The sequence below is a fragment of the Azospirillum agricola genome (genome assembly GCF_020005195.1).
Lineage (GTDB): Bacteria > Pseudomonadota > Alphaproteobacteria > Azospirillales > Azospirillaceae > Azospirillum > Azospirillum agricola.
This window is the reverse complement of record NZ_JAIFZR010000002.1, coordinates 12,699-29,434: the sequence shown is the minus strand read 5'-3', so window position 1 is coordinate 29,434 and position 16,736 is coordinate 12,699. Positions and strand designations below refer to the sequence as shown.

Genomic DNA, 16,736 nt, shown 5'->3' with positions numbered 1-16,736 from the left:
GGCTGGAGGTCCGCCGCCGCCGGAACGGCAGGGCGCGGAACGGCAAGGCCGGACCTCCCCCGATCGGGAAATCCGTGTTTTCTTTCAATGGACAAGCCGGATTTCCCGACATCCTGGCCCGTGGCGTCCAGCCCGGCATCATGCCGTGCGACAGCGGCCTGTGACGCGCGGGACACACAGAGAATAAGAATTACTCGCATATTTTGCGCGACCCTTGGAGCGGGGCGCGAGGAGCCCCCCGCTGCACAAACAACGGGCACCCGGCCGCCACCGGGGTGAGGCGCCGGCCGGACTACGCGCCCGCCCGATCCGGCGGGGAAAGCTCCAGCCGCCGCTGAATCCCCACCCTGGCAAGGAACGTCTCATCGTGGCTGACCAGCAGAAGCGCGCCGTCATAGGCGGTCAGCCCCGCCTCGATGGCCTCGATCGAGTCGATGTCCAGATGGTTGGTCGGCTCGTCGAGAATGAGCAGCGACGGCGGCTCCGCCCCGCCCAGCACGCAGGCGAGGCCGGCGCGCAGCGCCTGCCCGCCGCTCAGCGTGCCGACCCGCTGGAGGGCGGCGTCGGCCCGGAACAGGAAGCTGGCGAGGGTGGCCCGGCAGGCGTTCTCGGTCGCGCCGGGATTGAGCCGCAGGAAGTTGTCGCGGATCGACGCCCCTGGATCGAGGATGCCGACGCTCTGGTCCAGCATGGCGAAGCCCACGGCGACCGACACCGTTCCCCGGATGGGCGCGAGCTGGCCGGCGATCAGCCTCAGCAGCGTCGTCTTGCCCGATCCGTTCGGCCCGACGACGGCGACGCGCTCCGGCCCGACCATGGACAGGGAGAGATCGCGGATGAGCGGGCGGCCGGCGTCATGGCCCGCCGTGACACCCTCCAGCCTCAGCACCGTCCGGTTCGCCGGAAGCCCGGTCGGCGGCAGCGTCACCGCCATATCCTTCAGGATTTCGACGCGGGCCTGCGCCGCCGCCACCGCCGTCCGCGCCTCCGCCCTCTGGCGCTCGGCCAGCCGGACGCCCTCGCCCCGGCTCGCCTCGGCGTTGCTCCGGCGGGCGCCCAGGAGGATGCGGGGGGTGCCGCCGCGCGCGCCGGCCCGCGCCCCGGCGCCGTCGCGGCGGTCCTGCCGCTCGGTCGCGCGCTGCGCCTTGCGGTCGATCTCCGCCGCCGCCTTCTCCGCATGGGCCAGATCCTGCGCCGCCGCCGCCAGCTCGGCCGCCTTGCGCTCGCGATACAGGGTCCAGTTGCCGCCGTAGCGCGCGGCCCCCAGGGAGCTCAGCTCGACGATCGCATCCATCTGGTCGAGAAGCTCGCGATCGTGGCTGACGACGATCGCGCCCGCGCGCCAGCCGGCGAGAAGCGCCATCACCGCCTCCCGGCCGGGCCGGTCGAGATTGTTGGTCGGCTCGTCGAGCAGCAGGAAATCCGGTTCGGCGAAGACCGCTGCGGCAAGGCTGGCGCGCGTCCTCTGGCCGCCCGACAGCTCCGCCAGCCGCGTGTCGGGGCGGGCGTCGAGTCCGACCCGCGCCAGCGCGGCGGCGATGCGCTCCTCCAGCGTCCAGTCGGCGTCGGACAGCTCCTCCACCCCCGCCTCGCCGGCCTCGGCCCGGCGCAGGGTGGCCAGCGCCCCGCCCACCCCGAACAGGTCGGCCAGGGTTTCCCGCTCGCCGAACCGGACCGCCTGTTTCAGCCGGCCGAGCGTCCCGGTCACCGAGACGCCACCGCCGAGCGGCTGAAGCTCCCCGGCGACGAGCCTCAGCAGCGTGGTCTTGCCGACCCCGTTGCGCCCGACCAGACCCACGCGCTCCCGCCCGAACGCGGCGTCGAGATCGGACAGGACGCCCTGGCCGTCGGGGGTGGACCAGGAGAGCTTGGACAGGGTGATGGAGGCCATGCCTGGGGAACCTTGTTGAAACGGCAATATCAGCACGGTATCGTGCTGATATCAGACGCCGGCGGAAAACTCAACCGGCTTGGACGGTCGCGAAGGGAGCTTGGATGGAAACCGGCGGACGCAAGCCCGGCGGACGGCCGACCAGGGAGCAGGCCGCCACTCTCGGCGCGCGGCTGCTCGACGGCGCGCGGTCCGTCTTCTGCCGGAAGGGCGTTTCCGGCAGCTCGCTCGAGGAGATCGCCCTCGAACTCGGCGTGTCCAAGCACACCCTCTACCGCCGCTACCCCAACAAGGCGGCGCTGCTCGACGCGGTGGTCGAGCGCGACATCGGCCGGTTCCGCCACGCGCTATCCACCGCCGGTGACGGGGCCGGTGACGGGGCCGGACCGCTGGAGGCGCTGCGGCGAACGGCGCTTCGCTACGCCGAGATCGGATCGGCACGCGATTACGCGGCCTTCTATCTCTCGCTCAACGCCGAGGCCGCCCTCTCCGCCACCCTCCGCGCGCGGCTGGCGGAATGGTCGCGGGCGGCGCTGGAGCCCCTGGCCGGGGCTGTCGCCGCCGCGCAGGCGGCGGGCGCCCTCAGGCCCGGCGATGCCCTGGCGGTCTGCGGAATCCTCGTGGATCTTCTGGAAGGCGCCAACAACCGGGTCCGCCTCGGCGACGGGGCATCGGGCGATGCGCCCTGCCTCGAACGGCTGTTCGACGAACGCTGGACCGTCTTCACCGCCGCCATGGGCGGGCGCGGCTGACCCCGCCCGCCGCCGGCCCCGCTTGGACCGTGCAGTTGGATCGGAAGCGGCGGCCCGCTTGTCCAAGGTCAAGTCGCCGGGGAAAGGCGCGGGCTAGGGTTCGGCCGTCATGCCTTCCCCTTCGCAGACCGAGCCACTTCGGGATAGACCCGCCATGATGACGAAAGCCGACCCGATGACCGCCATGACCGCGCGCCCGCAACAGGGTCCGTCCTGGAACCGGAGGATGGTTCCCTTCATGGCGGCCTCGATGGGGTTCCTGTTCCTGAGCTTCCTGCTCGTCAGCTTCCACGCGTGGTTCTACACCGACGCCGCGGTGCAGGCGGCGCGGATCGGGGCGCTCCGCTCCCTTCTCGTCGCCGACGAGCCCGCGACGCCGTCTCCGGATCTGGCCGGGCGCGTCGTCCATGCGCGGGGCGTGGCGGTGGCCGGGCAGCCGGTTTCCGACACCGGCATGGGAATCGCCTTCGAGGGGACGCTCGCCGTCCAGCGCGTCGTGGAACGGTTCCGTGGCGGGCGGAAGGGCAGCCTGACCCCGGACGAGATGCACCATCTTGCGTCTCCCGGAGCGCATCTCGGCGGGTGGTCGCTGACGGAGCCGCTCCTGGCCGCCGACCCCTCGGCCCTGGAGCCGCTGCGGCCCGGCACGGATTTCCGCCCGCCGCCGGGCATGCGGATCTCGGAGAGCGACCCCTTCGGCGCCTACCAGACGGGCCGCCCCGAGACTCCGGCTTCCGACCCGGCGGCGAGTCTGACCGACGGCGACCGGCGGTTGACGTACAGGGCGCTGCGCGCCGGTCCGTTGAGCGTGATCGCCGCGGTCGACGGGACGGGCCGCAAACTGGTGCCGGTCCGCATCGACGGGAACAAGGTGGCGCTGCTGGCCGGCGGGACCGTCGACGCCGCGACCATGATCGCCGATTCCCTCAAGGAGGCCAACACCACCCGTCTCACGGTGACGCTGTGGGCGTTCGCCGCCGGCTGGGTGCTGTTCATGATCCCGGCGCTCTGGACGCCGATACCCCGCCGGATCGCCCTGACGATCGTCCCGCTGGCCGGGATCGCCGCGACGCTTGGCGCGGCCATGGCGGCGGCCGTGCCGGGCGGCATCGGCGGCAGCTTCGTCGCGGGACAGACGGGGGTGATCCTCTATGTGCTGGCGCTCGCGCTCCTCGCCCGCCGGCGGAACTCCCTGGACTGAGCCGAAGGCGGGCCGGCAGCGCCATCCTTGATTTCGATCAACGAGATCCGCTCGCCATGGTGTAGAATGGCCCCGGTTTTGCGGTCCTCCGGGGGCCAGTGGGCCCGGGACCAGTGGGTTTGTGGGATGAAACAGCGTAACAGCGCAGCCCTGCGGTGCGTGACGGCCGGCCTGATCCTGCTGGCCATGCTCATCGCCCCTTTGGCGCCGGTGGCCGCCCAGAGCCGGGGCGCCGCCCTGTCGGGCCGTTGCGGCCACGCCGTTTCCGCCGCTGTTTCCACCGCCGCCTCCGCCGCCGTCTCCCCACGGGGGCCGGACGCCGGGATGACCGCTTGCGGCCATGCCTCCTCCCGAGCCACCGACGCACCGGCCACGGACATGGCGGAGGGCGACGGCTGCGCGGCCGTGCATTGCCACGTCATGCACGCCGGCCTGCCCCTCGGCGCCGCATCCCTTCCCGCCGTTCCGGCCCCCGCGCCGCCGCCGGCGCCCATGGCCGCCCTGCTGGACGGCGTTGGGGTGGATCCCGCGCTGGAGCCCCCGCGCGCCTTCCCGTGACCGTCCGGCCCACGCCACGGCGCTCCCGCTGCCGGCCATCGGCCGCGCGGGAGCCGCACCGCCCGTCCCGTCTCCCCTTCCGCGGGAGCGGACCGCGAGTTTCGAAGGATTTGCCAAGATGTCGATGAAGACCAAGAAGGTTGCGGCCGCCCTGGCCGTAACGGCCGTTCTGGCCGGTGGCGCCGCGATCGGCGGAGCCTCCCTGTTCGCCGGCGCCCCGGCCGCCGCGGCGCAGGTGGTCGAGGTGTGGAAGGCCCGGACGTGCGAATGCTGCACCGGGTGGGTCCGGCACATGATCGCCGCCGGTTTCGCCGTCACGGTCCACGAGGTCGACGACGTCGACCCGATCAAGGCGGAGCATGGCATCCCCGGGCAGCTGCACTCCTGCCACACCTCGGTCGTCGACGGGTACGCGGTCGAGGGCCATGTCCCGGCGGCGGATGTCAAGCGGCTGCTCGCCGAGCGGCCCAAGGCCAGGGGACTGTCGGTTCCAGGCATGCCGCAGGACGCGCCGGGAATGGACATGAAGACGGGCGAACCCTATCAGGTCGTCCTCTTCGGCGCCCCGGACGGCAGGATGCGGGTCTACGCGACCCACTGAAGGCGCGCCGGCCGGTCGCGCTTGCCGGCCGCGCCATCGCGGTTCGACCATCCGGCCCGTGCGCCGGGCCGGTCAGCTCGAAGGATCGCCGGCGCGCAGCGCCGGACGTCCCGGTTCCCTCGGCGTGCGGAGGGCGATGGCGGCCGCGCCGCCGACGATCAGGACATCGGCGACGTTGAACGTCGGCCAATGCCACCCGAAGGCGTGCAGATCGAGGAAATCGGTGACCGCCCCCTGGCGCAGGCGGTCGACGACGTTGCCGAGCGCCCCGCCGGCGACGGCGCCGCCGGCCGCCGCCAGCGGCCGGTCGGGCAGGCGGATCGCCCATAGCATCAGCCCGGCGGCGACCAGCAGGGCGGCCCCGGCCAGCAGGGCGGGAGCGAACGCCCCTTCGCCACCCAGCAGCCCGAAGCTGATCCCGGTGTTGAAGCCCAGCGTCAGGTTGAAGAAGGGGGTGACCGGGATGGTGCGCGGCGGGTTGAGGACATGGGCGAGGATGGCCCATTTGCTGAGCTGGTCGGCGGCAAGGGCAAAGGCCGCCACGGCAAGCGTCACGCGCAGTCCGGGCAAGGCGGGGCGGTGGGGCATTCCAGTCTCCGTCATCGACCCTTGGGAGGGGCTGCGCCCAGCACCGTACATGCTCCAGCCACTGGAGCATCAAGAGGGAATCGACCGGGGACCGGCGGCGGTCAGGGACGCTGCTGGAGGGTGATGCAGTCCCTCTTCGCCCGCTTCAGGCTCTCGCAGGCCGAACGGGCGGACGCGCCGTCGAATCCGACGAGCTGGGCCTTGAACAGCGCGCCCGACCGCTGAACCGCCGGTTTCGCGGCGGCGGCCAGGGCGCCCAGCTCCTTCCGGACGGATTCCGCGTCCTGGCGGGCCGCCTGGAGGGTGCCGTACGCGCCGGTCTGGATCGCCCAGCCTCCCGTCGCGGCGGCGGCGGCGGCGGCGGCGGCGGGGCGGCGGGCTTCCTCCGGCTTGGGGTCGGACACCAAGGCGTCTCCCGGCTTCACCGGGGCGCGGCTGCGGAAGCCGATGTCCATCAGCTCGACGATGCGCCGGTCGCGCTTGGCGGCGCTCTCGCCGCCCAGCACCACCGCGATCAGGCGACGGCCGTCGCGGGAGGCCGAGGCGGCGAGATTGAACCCGGACGCGGCGATGTAGCCGGTCTTGATGCCATCCATCCCGTCATAGCGGTCGAGCAGCCGGTTGTGCCCGTGGATGGTCTGGTCCTGCCAGTCGAAGCTGCGGCGGCTGAAGTAGGGATAGTAGCGCGCGTGGCTGCGGACGAGGACGCGGGACAGGATCGCCATGTCGCGCGCGGTGGTGCGCTGCGCGCGGTCGGGCAGGCCGGACGCGTTGCGGAAGACGGTCCGCTTCATCCCGAGTTCGCGGGCCCGCCGGGTCATCGCCTGCGCGAAGGCGACCTCATTCCCGGCCATCGCCTCGCCGAGGACGACGGCGACGTCGTTGGCCGATTTGGTGCTGAGCGCCAGGATCGCCTCCTCCACGCGGATGGTGTCGCCCGGCGCGACTCCAAGCCGGGAGGGCGCCATCGTCGTGGCGTGGTACGAGACCGGCAGCGGCTGGTCGAGCCGGAGCTGGCCGCGGTCCAGCGCCTCGAACGCCAGGAGGAGCGTCATCATCTTGGTCAGGGAGGCGGGATAGGTCGGGACGTCGGCGTTGTGCGCCCTCAGCACGGCCCCGGTGGCGGCGTCCATCAGGATTTCGGCGGCGACCGGCCGCGCCGGCGCCGCTTCGCGCCCGGCCTTGGCCGCAGCCGGCGCCGACAGGGAGGACACCGCCACCAGGACGAGAGCGGCGGCGGCGGAGCGGGCGCGGGCGAGCATGGCGGAAGATCCGGTCCGGCGGTTGGAGGCGAGAGGTCACGGGTAGCCCGGCCCGCCTTAAGCGACTGTTAAGCCGCCCGCGCCCGGCGGGAAAAAATGCGGCGGCCGGCGTCGCCGGGCCGGTCTCAGATCCCCTCCCCCAGGCAGATCCCGTCCCGCTTGCGCTCGACCCGGCAGGCGACTCCGGCGAAGTCGCACACCGGCGGGATGAGGGCGGCGACGCGGCGGCTGATGGCGTCGCCGCGATGCACGATGGCGTAGTCGAGCGGGGCCAGCGCGAGCGGAACCTCGACGCCGCGCAGGTCGCCCGCCTCGACATAGGGCGCGAAATAGGCGCGTGGCAGGTAGGTGATGCCGAGCCCGGCGCGCGCCAGTTCCGCCAGCCCGATCAGGCTGTTGCAGGTCAGCACCCGGCCGCGCTCGATCCCCAGCCGGTCCAGCTCGCGCAGCAGCCGCAGATGCAGCATCGACCCCTCGGCGTGGGTCAGCACGGGAAGCTGTGCCAGCCGTTCCAGCGAGAGCCGCTCCTCCCCGGCGGGGATCAGCTCGGGGCTGCACATCCAGGCGGATTCCAGCTTCGGCAGGGGATGGGTGACGTAGCCGGCGTCGGACTCCAGCGACGGGCTGATCACCAGATCCAGAGCGTGCCGGGCAAGCTGGTGGCGCAGTCCCGCCGCCATGTCCACGCGCGGCTCCAGCACCATGCGCGGATAGACCCGGCGGATCGCCGCCACCAGATCGGCCAGCCAGGTCAGGGCGACCATCTCGGTGACGCCGAAGCGGAAGCGCCCGGAAAAGGACTCGTCGCCGGCCAGACGGTGCAGCACCCCCTGGCGCAGGCTCAGCATCGCCGAGAAATCCTCGATGACCTCGCGCCCCTTCAAGGTCAGGGTCGCCGAGGCGCTGCCGCGCTCGATCAGCTCGACCCCGACATGGGTCTCCAGCTCGTGGATGCGCTTCGAGATGGTCGATTGCGTGGTGCCGAGCCGCGCCGCGGCGCCGTGGAAGCTGCCAAGCTCGCTCACCCAATAGACGGCTTCGATCTGTTTTAGCGTCAGCATCCACCCATCCTATATTGTTGAATGAAGAAAAGCGATTTCCCGCGCCCGGAGCGTGCAAGGCGTCTGGCGTTCCGTGATTGCGGGCGGAACCGCCCAAGAATCAAGCATCATGAACGGTAGCGATTGCGCTTGATGAAAAAAAGTCAGTTTTACCTAGTCAATTTATAGCCTTTAATAGCGATGAAATTTTCGCTTGGAGTGTGAAATGCGGAGGCTTTGGAGCTGGGCCGTTGGGCTGTCGATGGTCGGGCTGTCGGTGGTCGGGTTGCCGATGCCGGGCGCGGGGGCGGCGCAGGCGGCCTACCCCGACCGTCCGGTGCGAATCGTGGTGCCCTTCTCGGCGGGCGGCGGGCAGGACATCTTCATCCGCGTCATCGCCAACAAGGTTTCCGAACGGCTCGGCCAGCCGCTGGTCATCGACAACCGTCCGGGCGCGTCGGGCAACATCGGCGCCAGCACGGTCGCCGCCGCGGCACCCGACGGCTACACGGTGCTGCTCGGCACGGCGGCGACGCACGGCATGAACCAGGCGCTGTTCAAGAAGCTCGACTTCGACGCGGTCAAGAGCTTCGAGCCGGTGGCGCTGGTCGCCGTCGTGCCGCTGGTGCTGGTCACCCACCCCTCGGTGCCGGCCAGGACGGTGCCCGAGCTGGTCGCCTACCTGAAGGCCAACCCCGGCACGTTCAACTACGGCTCGTCGGGCACCGGCGCGCCGCTGCATCTGGCCGGCGAGCTGTTCAAGAAGTCGGCCGGGGTGAACGTCGTCCATGTCCCCTACAAGGGCTCGGCCCCGGCCATCGCCGATCTGCTGGCCGGCCGCACCATCCTGCAATTCGACACCTTCGCCGCCACCAACCAGCACGTCGCGGCGGGCGCGCTGAACCGTCTGGCGGTGGCGGGGCCGACCCGCTCGCAGGGCGCGCCGGACCTGCCGACGCTGCTCGAACAGGGCGTTCCCGGCGTCGACGCCTATTCCACCAGCGCCATCTTCCTGCCGGCCGGAACGCCGCCGGCCATCGTCGACCGTCTGAACGCGGCGTTCCGCGCCGCCGTCTCCGACCCGTCCCTGGCCGGCAAGCTGGCCGAGATCGGCTTCGACCCGGTCACCGACTCGACCCCCGCCAGCCTGAAGGCGCATGTCGAGGCCGAGATCGCGAAATGGGCGCGCATCGTCGCCGACGCCGGCATCCAGGCGGAGTGAGCGGAGCATGAGCGGCGCCCTCCCCCACCGCCCCTTGCGCATCGGCTTCATCGGCTTCGGCGAAGTGGCCTCGCACGTCCTTCCAGGCTTGCGCGCCGCCGGCCTGACCGACATCGCCGTTTACGCCCGCCGCCCCGAGGCGCGCGACCGGGCAGCCGGGCTGGGCGCCGCGGCCACGTCCGACATCGCCGCGCTGGCCGACCGCGACGTGGTCTTCGCCTGCGTGCCGGGCTCCGCCGCCGTCGACGCCGCCCGGAGCGCCGCCCGCGCCGCCGGCCTGCCGCCCGGCACCCTCTATGTGGACGTCAGCTCGCTGGATCCCGCCGGCAAGCGCGCGGCGGCCGAGGCGGCGCCGGGCGTGTTCGTCGACGCCGCGATCCTCGGCTCGGCGGTCGAACGCGGCCACCGGGTTCCGCTGGTCGCCTCGGGGCCGGGCGCCGCCCGCTTCGCCGGCCTCCTCACGCCGCACGGCATGGTGATCGACGTCGTCGGCGACCGGCCCGGCGAGGCGGCGGCGATCAAGCTGGTGCGCAGCGTCTTCGTGAAGGGGCTCGAAGCCCTCTATGCCGAAGCCTTCGTCGCCGCCCGCCGCCTCGGCGTGCTCGACACGGTGGAGGCGAGCGTCGCCGAGTTCCTCGACGCCCGTCCGGCCAGGGACACCGCCGACATGCTGCTGCGTTCGCATCTGCTGCACGCCGCCCGCCGGGCCGAGGAATGCGCGCTGTCCGCCCGCCTGGTGGCGGATGCCGGCCTCGACCCGCTGCTGTCCGCCGCCACCGCCGCCCTGATGGCGCGCACCGCCGCCCGCATCCCGCAAGAGAAGGTCCGGGGCCGCCCCGGCGTGGCGCAGGCCGTCGCCCTGCTCGACGAATCGCTAGGAGACAACCCGTGAAGATCGCCCACGTCGAAACCTTCCTGTTCCACCCCGGCAGCGGCAAGAACCTGCTGTTCGTCCGCATCGAGACCGAGAGCGGCCTGCATGGCTGGGGCGAGGCCTACGTCTCGGTCAAGAAGGAGAAGGTGGTCGACCAGTATCTGAAGGCGATCGCTCCCTACCTGATCGGCCGCAGCGCCTTCAACATCCGCCATCTCGGCCAGATCCTGTTCGACGATTTCGCGATCCGCCGCAGCTCCGTCGATTTCCTCTGCGCCTGGAGCGCCGTCGAGATCGCCCTGTGGGACCTCGTGGCCAAGAAGGCCGGGCTGCCGCTGCACAACATTCTCGGCGGGGCGGTGCGCGAGACGGTGCGCGTCTACGCCAACGGCTGGTGGTACGGCGTCGATTCCATCGACAAGACGGTGGAGCGCGCCCTGGCGGTCAAGGCGATGGGCTACACCGCGCTGAAATGGGATCCCTTCCCGGGCCCCTGGCGGACCTTCGTCTCGGCCGCCGAGGAGGATTACGCGGTCGACAACGTCCGCGCCGTGCGCGAGGCCGTCGGGCCGGAGATGGACCTGCTGATCGACGCGCACCGCCGGGTGGCGCCGCACCACGCGATCCGCGTCGCCCGCCGTCTCGCCGAATTCGGCATCTATTGCTACGAGGAGCCCTGCCTCTCCGACAACATCGATCTGGTGGCCGAGGTCCGGCAGGCCATCGACGTGCCGGTGGTGACCGGCGAGACCCTCTACACCAAGGAGGATTTCGTGCCGGTGCTGGCCAGGCGCGCCGCCGACATCCTCAACCCGGACGTCTGCGCGGTCGGCGGCATCGGCGCGATGCTCGACATCGCCGCCATGGCCCAGCCGCACGCGGTCGCCATCAGCCCGCACAACTACAACAGCACCATCGTCGGGCTGGCGGCGACGCTGCACCTGTCGGCGGTGATCCCGAACTTCACCATCGCCGAGCTGTTCATCAACCTCCGCGAGGCCTGCGACACCATCACGCCCTCGCCCATCGTCATCGAGGAGGGCGGCTGGGCGGTGCTGCCGACCGCCCCCGGCCTCGGCGTCGAGATCGACCGCGAGGCGCTGCTCGCCCGCCCCTACCAGGACTTCCCGCACAAGGACATGCGCCAGTACTGGGAGGAATTCCCGCGCAAACACTACGTGTGGGGCGTCGCCAACGTCACGCGCTGATCCCCCGCCTTCCCTGATTCCCATTCCTGATTTCGGGACCCTTTCCCATGCCCCACGTCGACGACCACCGCCGCCCGTCCCCGGACCTCGTCCGCGCCTTCGCCGGCATCGCCGCCGCCACCGCCCACGAGGCGCAGGGCCGCACCGGCGCGCTCGCCTCCGCCGTCAAGCCGCTCTATTCCGGGATGCGTCTGCTCGGCCCCGCCTTCACCTGCGAATGCCCGCCGGGCGACAACCTGACCCTGCACGCGGCGCTGAAGCTCGCCAAGCCGGGCGACGTGCTGGTCTGCGCGACCGGCGGCTTCACCGAGCAGGGCCTGTTCGGCGACGTGATGGCGAGCTGCGCCAAGGGCAACGGCATCGCCGGCCTGTTGACCGACGGCGGCGTGCGCGACGGCGCCACCATCCGCGACATCGGCTTCCCGGTCTTCGCCCGCGCCCAGTCCATCATCGGCACGGTCAAGGAGAGCCTGGGCCCGATCGGCCGCCCGGTGGTGGTCGGCGGGGTCGCGGTCAACCCCGGCGACCTCATCATCGGCGACGACGACGGCGTCGTGGTGGTGCCGCTCGGCACGCTGGAGACGGTGCTCGCCGCCAGCCGCGAGCGCGAGAGGAAGGAGGAGCGCTTCCGCGAGGCGCTGCTCACCGGCAAGACCACCTGGGACATGCTGAACCTCGACGCCCTGCTGCAAAGCAAGGGCATCGAGCTGACGCACTGACCCCCCTCTCGAATTGCAAGCGAGCCCTTCTCCCACAAGGGGAGAAGGGCTTCAGGCGGCGCCACACACGAGCCCATCGGAACCGACACCATGTCCAAACTTCGCCGCGCCCTTCTCGCCGCCGGCCTGCTGGCACCGCTGGCCCTCCTCGCCACCGGCACGCCGGGCGCGCAGGCCGCCGACGCTTATCCCTCGCGGCCGGTCAAGCTGGTCGTGCCCTTCCCGCCCGGCGGGTCGAACGACCTGCTGGCCCGCGAGATCGCCGACGCGCTGGCCCAGCGCCTGAAGGCTCCCTTCGTCGTCGAGAACAAGGGCGGCGCCGGCGGCGCCATCGGCATCGAGGCGGTCGCCAAGGCGCCGGCCGACGGCTACACCATCCTGGTGGTGTCCAACAGCCTCGTCACCGCCCCGGCGCTCAATCGCCAGCTCCGCTTCGACGCGGTGAAGGACTTCGCGCCGATCGCGCTGATCGCCGAGCTGCCGACCGTGCTGGCGGTGACGCCCGACGTGCCGGGGACGACGCTGGCCGAGGCGCTGGCCCACATCAAGGCCAACCCCGGCACGCTGAACTACGCGTCGGCCGGCATCGGCGCGCCGCAGCACCTCTCCACCGAGTATCTGAAATCGGCGACCGGCGCCGACATCGTCCACATCCCCCTCCAGGGCCAGGGCCAGATGCTGACCGAGATGCTGGGCGGGCGCGTGCAGCTGATGATCGGCGTGTTCAGCACCGCCCAGCCCTATTTCGCCAAGGGTTCGCTGAAGGCGCTCGCCACCGGCGGCGCCAGGCGCACCCCCGCCGCCCCCGACCTGCCGACCATCGCCGAGGCCGGCGTCCCCGGCTACGCCGTGCAATGGTGGCTGGGGGCTCTGGCCCCGGCCGGGACGCCGCCCGACATCGTCGGCCTGCTCAACCGCGAGATTCTCGCTCTGGGCCAGGACACCGCCTTCCGCGCCAAGCTGGCCGCCGCCGGCATCGACTGGGTGGGCTCCGGCCCGGCCGAGTTCGGCCGGACGCTGGTGAGGGATCTGGCGCTGTGGACCAAGGTCGTCGCCGACGCCGGCATCGAGGCCAAGTGACGGGAGGCCGAATGATGGATCCGCAAGTCGAAGCCGAGCTGGCTCCCTTCGCCGGCGACCTGCTCGGGCTGCTGCCGCCGGGGATGATCCGGCGCGTCGCCCTCCCCCGTCCCTCCGCCGCGGTCATCGCCGGTTATCAGGCATTGCCCGACCTGACCTCGGTGGTGGCCGACATCCTCGACGAGCTGGGGTTCGACACCGCGATCCCCGGCGGCCGGCTGGCGCCGCTCGCCCCGGAGCAGCGGATCGTCGGCCCGGCGGTCACCGTGCGGCAGGCCCGCGTCCGCCGGCCGGCCGGCCACGGCATCGCTCACCGTCTGGTGCCGCGCCTCGGCGGGCTCGATCAGGTGACGCTGAGCCGGCCGGGCGACGTGCTGGTGATCGACGCCGGCGGCGCCGACGATTCGTCGAGCTTCGGCGGGCTGATGGCGACGGCGGTCCACAGCCGGGGGCTGGCCGGGGTGGTGGTCGACGGCTGCGTGCGCGACGCCGAATCCATGCGCCGCATGGGGCTGTCGGTGTGGTCGCGCGGCCTGACCCCGCGCACCGGCAAGCACCGGCTGGAGATCGTCGAGTTCAACGGCGTGGTCGAGATCGGCGGCACGCAGGTGCTGGCCGGCGACCTGCTGCTCGGCGACCGCGACGGCCTGATCGCCGTGCCCGCCGACCTCGCGGAGGAGGTGCTGCGGCGCGCCCAGGCGGCGACGGCCGGTGAAAAGGCGCTGATCGACAGCGTCCGGCGCGGCGACGCCCCGCGCGACAGCATGGCCGTGCTGCCGCCCGAGAAATGGTGAGGAAAGCCCCCATGCCAGCCTCCTTGCGCATCGGCCTGATCGGCTTCGGCGAGGTCGGGTCGAGTTTCGCCCGCGGCTTCCTCGCCGACGGCCTGACCGGACTCGTCGCCTACGACGAACCACGGAGCGATGCCCAGCGCGATCTCGCCCGCCGGCGCTCCGTCGAGCTGGGGGTCCCCCTGCTCGACGACCCGGCGGGACTCGCCGACCGCGATCTCGTCGTCTGCTGCGTTCCGCAGGATCAGGCAATGGCGGCGGCCGAACGCTGCGCCGGGGCCATCGCGCCCGACGCCCTCTACGTCGACGTCAACTCGCTGGGGCCGCCCGACAAGATCGCCGTGGCCGAACGGGTCGCCGCGCTGGGCCGGACCTTCGTCGACGCGGCGATCATGGGGATGCCGATCAACGACCTCCACCGCGTTCCGGTGCTGGCCTCGGGCGAGGCGGCGCAACGCTTCGCCGAACTGGGCGGCCGGGCCGGCATGCGCATCCGGGTGGCCGGTGCCCGGCCCGGCGACGCGGCCGGCGTCAAGATCCTGCGCAGCGTGGTGACCAAGGGGCTGGAATGCCTGCTGGTCGAAAGCCTGACGGCGGCCCGCCGCCACGGCCTCGACCACGCGGTGCTGGACAGCCTCGTCGGGCTGTTCGGGCCGCAAAGCCGCGCGGTCTTCGACTTCCTGATCCGCACCCACGCCGTGCACGCCCGCCGCCGGTCGCTGGAGGTCGCCATGTGCGCCGACACGCTGGCCGCCGCCGGAATCGACCCGCTGGTCACCGGCGCCGTCGCCGCCCGCCTGCGCCGCACCGCCGGCGAGGGGCTGGCCGGCGGGGGGCTGGCCGCCGCCGCGAACGGACGGCTTCCCGCCGGCACCGACGACGCCGTCGCCCTCTTCGACCGCCACCTCGACACCCCCGCGGAGACCCCCGCATGAGCATCCGAAACACAAGCGACTTCGTGTCCGGGCTGGCCCTGGTCGCCACCGGCGCGGCCGCGATCCTCGCCGCCCGCGACTACGCCATGGGCACCGCCTTCCGCATGGGGCCGGGCTATTTCCCGGTGCTGCTCGGCGGCCTGCTGGCCCTGCTCGGCGCCGCCATCAGCCTGCGGGCGCTGTGGATCGACGAGGGCAACCGGATGGGCGGCCTCGCGTGGCGGCCGGTCCTGCTGGTGCTCGGCGGGGTCTTGTCCTTCGCCCTGCTGCTGAGCGCGCTCGGGCTGGTGCTGGCCAGCCTGCTGGCGCTCGCCGTCTCGGCGCTGGCGACGCACGACGTCCGCCACTGGGAGGTGCCGGTGCTGTCGGCGGGCCTCAGCGCCTTCTCGCTGGTCGTCTTCGTCTACGGGCTCGGCCTGCCCTTCAAGATCTGGCCGGTCTGAGCGGGAAACCAAAGACGATGCTGAACGACCTGATCCTCGGATTCTCGGTGGCGGCGACGCCGGTCAACCTCTTCTACTGCCTGATGGGATCGCTGTTCGGCACGCTGGTCGGCGTGCTGCCCGGCGTGGGGCCGGTGGTGACCATCGCCGTGCTGCTGCCGGCCACCTTCGCGCTGGAACCGACCAGCGCGCTGATCATGCTGGCCGGCATCTATTACGGCGCCCAGTATGGCGGCTCGACCACCTCGATCCTGCTGAACCTGCCGGGCGAAACCTCGTCGGTGGTGACCTGCCTCGACGGCCACGCCATGGCCCGCCAGGGCCGCGCCGGGCCGGCGCTGGCGGTGTCGGCGCTCGGCTCCTTCTTCGCCGGCTGCGTCGCCACCCTGCTGATCGCGCTGTTCTCGCCGCTGCTGGGCGCCATCGCCGTGCGCTTCGGGCCGGCCGACTATTTCTCGCTGATGGTCGTCGGGCTGGTCGGGGCGGTGGTGCTGGCGCAGGGCTCGCTTCTGAAGGCGGTGGCGATGATCGTGCTCGGCCTTCTGCTCGGGCTGGTCGGGACGGACGTCAACTCGGCGGTGTCGCGCTTCGACTTCGGCCTGCCGGAGCTGGCCGACGGCATCAACTTCGTCGTGCTGGCGATGGGTCTGTTCGGCATCGGCGAGATCATCGTCACGCTGGAACGCCGCAAGGACGAGGAGGGGACCGTCATCCCGCACGGCCGGGTCTGGCCCAGCCTGGACGACACCCGCCGCTCCTGGAAGCCGGTGCTGCGCGGCACCGCGCTGGGCTCGCTGCTGGGGCTGCTGCCGGGCGGCGGCACCGCGCTCGCCTCCTTCGCCGCCTACGCGCTGGAGAAGAAGCTGTCGCCCACGCCCGGACGCTTCGGCAAGGGCGCCATCGAGGGGGTCGCCGCCCCGGAATCGGCCAACAACGCGGCGGCGCAGACCTCCTTCATCCCGCTGCTGACGCTGGGGCTGCCGTCCAACGCGGTGATGGCGCTGATGGTCGGCGCCATGATGATCCACGGCATCACGCCGGGGCCGCAGATCATGACCGCCCGGCCCGACCTGTTCTGGGGCATGATCGCCAGCATGTGGATCGGCAATTTGATGCTGGTGCTGCTCAACATGCCGATGATCGGGCTGTGGGTGCGGCTGCTGCGCATTCCCTACCGGCTGCTCTACCCGGCCATCCTGCTGTTCGCCTGCATCGGCATCTACAGCGTCGGCAACAGCGCCTTCGACGTCGGCCTCGCCGCCGCCTTCGGGCTGCTCGGCTACATCCTGGTCAAGGCCGCCTTCGAGCCGGCGCCGCTGCTGCTGGGATTCATCCTCGGCCCGCTGATGGAGGAGAATCTGCGCCGGGCCATGACCATGTCGCGCGGCGACGCCGGAGTCTTCCTGCGCGAGCCGGTCAGCCTGGGCCTGCTGCTGCTCGCCCTCCTCCTTCTGGCCGCCACGCTGCTGCCGGCCGTCAAGCGCGGCCGCCGCGAGGTCTTCGTCGAATGAGCGCCGGTTCCTGGAAAGCGCGCATGAAGCCGGACGCCGATATAGGCCGATGATGTCGAC

The 16,736-nt window shown here is 72.0% G+C and carries 17 protein-coding genes; 13 read left to right on the top strand and 4 right to left on the bottom strand.

Features of this window, described 5'->3' with window-relative positions:
* Positions 1 to 292: 292 nt before the first annotated feature.
* A complete protein-coding gene (locus tag JN22_RS02990; RefSeq protein WP_085552512.1) occupies positions 293 to 1,891 on the bottom strand; it encodes an ABC-F family ATP-binding cassette domain-containing protein in 1,599 nt (532 codons plus the stop codon).
* A gap of 104 nt (positions 1,892 to 1,995) precedes the next feature.
* Here JN22_RS02990 and JN22_RS02985 point away from each other — a divergent pair, with 104 nt between their 5' ends.
* The 4 genes from JN22_RS02985 (at position 1,996) to JN22_RS02970 (ending at position 5,003) form a co-directional block, all read left to right on the top strand.
* Entirely contained in the window at positions 1,996 to 2,643 is a 648-nt protein-coding gene (locus JN22_RS02985) for a TetR/AcrR family transcriptional regulator (protein ID WP_085552511.1), read from the top strand.
* Between the two features lie 154 nt (positions 2,644 to 2,797).
* Positions 2,798 to 3,844, top strand: coding sequence for a TMEM43 family protein (locus tag JN22_RS02980; RefSeq protein ID WP_085552510.1), 1,047 nt, complete (start codon positions 2,798 to 2,800; stop codon positions 3,842 to 3,844).
* A gap of 126 nt (positions 3,845 to 3,970) precedes the next feature.
* Complete coding sequence (locus JN22_RS34730; protein WP_143268128.1) at positions 3,971 to 4,402, top strand: hypothetical protein; 432 nt, start codon at positions 3,971 to 3,973, stop codon at positions 4,400 to 4,402.
* Positions 4,403 to 4,520: 118 nt separating this feature from the next.
* Entirely contained in the window at positions 4,521 to 5,003 is a 483-nt protein-coding gene (locus tag JN22_RS02970; RefSeq protein ID WP_223677543.1) for a DUF411 domain-containing protein, read from the top strand.
* Positions 5,004 to 5,075: 72 nt separating this feature from the next.
* On the opposite strand, the gene lspA is transcribed toward JN22_RS02970, so the two are convergent.
* From lspA to JN22_RS02955, 3 genes are all read right to left on the bottom strand, one after another.
* Complete coding sequence (gene lspA, locus JN22_RS02965; RefSeq protein WP_085552508.1) at positions 5,076 to 5,591, bottom strand: signal peptidase II; 516 nt, start codon at positions 5,589 to 5,591, stop codon at positions 5,076 to 5,078.
* 101 nt (positions 5,592 to 5,692) lie between these two features.
* Entirely contained in the window at positions 5,693 to 6,853 is a 1,161-nt protein-coding gene (locus JN22_RS02960; protein WP_085552507.1) for a D-alanyl-D-alanine carboxypeptidase family protein, read from the bottom strand.
* Positions 6,854 to 6,978: 125 nt separating this feature from the next.
* Positions 6,979 to 7,914, bottom strand: a complete 936-nt coding sequence (locus JN22_RS02955) for a LysR family transcriptional regulator (RefSeq protein ID WP_085552506.1) — start codon at positions 7,912 to 7,914, stop codon at positions 6,979 to 6,981.
* Positions 7,915 to 8,119: 205 nt separating this feature from the next.
* Between JN22_RS02955 and JN22_RS02950 the strand changes: the two genes are divergently transcribed.
* The 9 genes from JN22_RS02950 to JN22_RS02910 all read left to right on the top strand — a co-directional run bounded on the left by JN22_RS02950 (position 8,120) and on the right by JN22_RS02910 (position 16,676).
* On the top strand, positions 8,120 to 9,115 hold the full coding sequence (locus tag JN22_RS02950; protein WP_223677542.1) for a Bug family tripartite tricarboxylate transporter substrate binding protein: 996 nt from the start codon (positions 8,120 to 8,122) through the stop codon (positions 9,113 to 9,115).
* 7 nt (positions 9,116 to 9,122) lie between these two features.
* A complete protein-coding gene (locus JN22_RS02945) occupies positions 9,123 to 10,007 on the top strand; it encodes an NAD(P)-dependent oxidoreductase (protein WP_179166029.1) in 885 nt (294 codons plus the stop codon).
* Positions 10,004 to 11,197, top strand: a complete 1,194-nt coding sequence (locus tag JN22_RS02940; protein ID WP_085552503.1) for a mandelate racemase/muconate lactonizing enzyme family protein — start codon at positions 10,004 to 10,006, stop codon at positions 11,195 to 11,197. Before JN22_RS02945 ends, JN22_RS02940 begins: the two co-directional genes overlap by 4 nt.
* Before the next feature lie 47 nt (positions 11,198 to 11,244).
* Positions 11,245 to 11,916: a 4-carboxy-4-hydroxy-2-oxoadipate aldolase/oxaloacetate decarboxylase gene (locus JN22_RS02935; RefSeq protein ID WP_085552502.1), complete on the top strand. Its 672-nt coding sequence runs from the start codon at positions 11,245 to 11,247 to the stop codon at positions 11,914 to 11,916.
* Positions 11,917 to 12,006: 90 nt separating this feature from the next.
* Positions 12,007 to 12,996, top strand: a complete 990-nt coding sequence (locus JN22_RS02930) for a tripartite tricarboxylate transporter substrate binding protein (RefSeq protein ID WP_085552501.1) — start codon at positions 12,007 to 12,009, stop codon at positions 12,994 to 12,996.
* An 11-nt stretch (positions 12,997 to 13,007) separates the two neighbouring features.
* Positions 13,008 to 13,790 carry an RraA family protein gene (locus JN22_RS02925; protein WP_085552500.1) on the top strand — a complete coding sequence of 261 codons (783 nt, stop codon included), beginning with the start codon at positions 13,008 to 13,010 and terminating at the stop codon, positions 13,788 to 13,790.
* Between the two features lie 11 nt (positions 13,791 to 13,801).
* Positions 13,802 to 14,722: a DUF1932 domain-containing protein gene (locus tag JN22_RS02920; RefSeq protein WP_179166028.1), complete on the top strand. Its 921-nt coding sequence runs from the start codon at positions 13,802 to 13,804 to the stop codon at positions 14,720 to 14,722.
* Positions 14,719 to 15,165, top strand: coding sequence for a tripartite tricarboxylate transporter TctB family protein (locus JN22_RS02915; protein ID WP_085552498.1), 447 nt, complete (start codon positions 14,719 to 14,721; stop codon positions 15,163 to 15,165). The genes JN22_RS02920 and JN22_RS02915 overlap by 4 nt, the downstream gene beginning before the upstream one ends.
* 17 nt (positions 15,166 to 15,182) lie before the next feature.
* Entirely contained in the window at positions 15,183 to 16,676 is a 1,494-nt protein-coding gene (locus JN22_RS02910) for a tripartite tricarboxylate transporter permease (protein WP_085552497.1), read from the top strand.
* Positions 16,677 to 16,736: the final 60 nt, after the last annotated feature.

Excerpts from the sequence above, each read along its gene's own strand:
- JN22_RS34730 (WP_143268128.1), top strand. The coding sequence starts at position 3,971 with ATGAAACAGCGTAACAGCGCAGCCCTGCGGTGCGTGACGGCCGGCCTG.
- JN22_RS02915 (WP_085552498.1), top strand. The coding sequence starts at position 14,719 with ATGAGCATCCGAAACACAAGCGACTTCGTGTCCGGGCTGGCCCTGGTC.
- JN22_RS02980 (WP_085552510.1), top strand. The coding sequence starts at position 2,798 with ATGATGACGAAAGCCGACCCGATGACCGCCATGACCGCGCGCCCGCAA.
- JN22_RS02960 (WP_085552507.1), bottom strand. The coding sequence starts at position 6,853 with ATGCTCGCCCGCGCCCGCTCCGCCGCCGCCGCTCTCGTCCTGGTGGCG.
- JN22_RS02955 (WP_085552506.1), bottom strand. The coding sequence starts at position 7,914 with ATGCTGACGCTAAAACAGATCGAAGCCGTCTATTGGGTGAGCGAGCTT.
- JN22_RS02985 (WP_085552511.1), top strand. The coding sequence starts at position 1,996 with ATGGAAACCGGCGGACGCAAGCCCGGCGGACGGCCGACCAGGGAGCAG.
- lspA (WP_085552508.1), bottom strand. The coding sequence starts at position 5,591 with ATGCCCCACCGCCCCGCCTTGCCCGGACTGCGCGTGACGCTTGCCGTG.
- JN22_RS02935 (WP_085552502.1), top strand. The coding sequence starts at position 11,245 with ATGCCCCACGTCGACGACCACCGCCGCCCGTCCCCGGACCTCGTCCGC.
- JN22_RS02945 (WP_179166029.1), top strand. The coding sequence starts at position 9,123 with ATGAGCGGCGCCCTCCCCCACCGCCCCTTGCGCATCGGCTTCATCGGC.
- JN22_RS02990 (WP_085552512.1), bottom strand. The coding sequence starts at position 1,891 with ATGGCCTCCATCACCCTGTCCAAGCTCTCCTGGTCCACCCCCGACGGC.
- JN22_RS02910 (WP_085552497.1), top strand. The coding sequence starts at position 15,183 with ATGCTGAACGACCTGATCCTCGGATTCTCGGTGGCGGCGACGCCGGTC.
- JN22_RS02920 (WP_179166028.1), top strand. The coding sequence starts at position 13,802 with ATGCCAGCCTCCTTGCGCATCGGCCTGATCGGCTTCGGCGAGGTCGGG.
- JN22_RS02925 (WP_085552500.1), top strand. The coding sequence starts at position 13,008 with ATGATGGATCCGCAAGTCGAAGCCGAGCTGGCTCCCTTCGCCGGCGAC.
- JN22_RS02970 (WP_223677543.1), top strand. The coding sequence starts at position 4,521 with ATGTCGATGAAGACCAAGAAGGTTGCGGCCGCCCTGGCCGTAACGGCC.
- JN22_RS02950 (WP_223677542.1), top strand. The coding sequence starts at position 8,120 with ATGCGGAGGCTTTGGAGCTGGGCCGTTGGGCTGTCGATGGTCGGGCTG.
- JN22_RS02930 (WP_085552501.1), top strand. The coding sequence starts at position 12,007 with ATGTCCAAACTTCGCCGCGCCCTTCTCGCCGCCGGCCTGCTGGCACCG.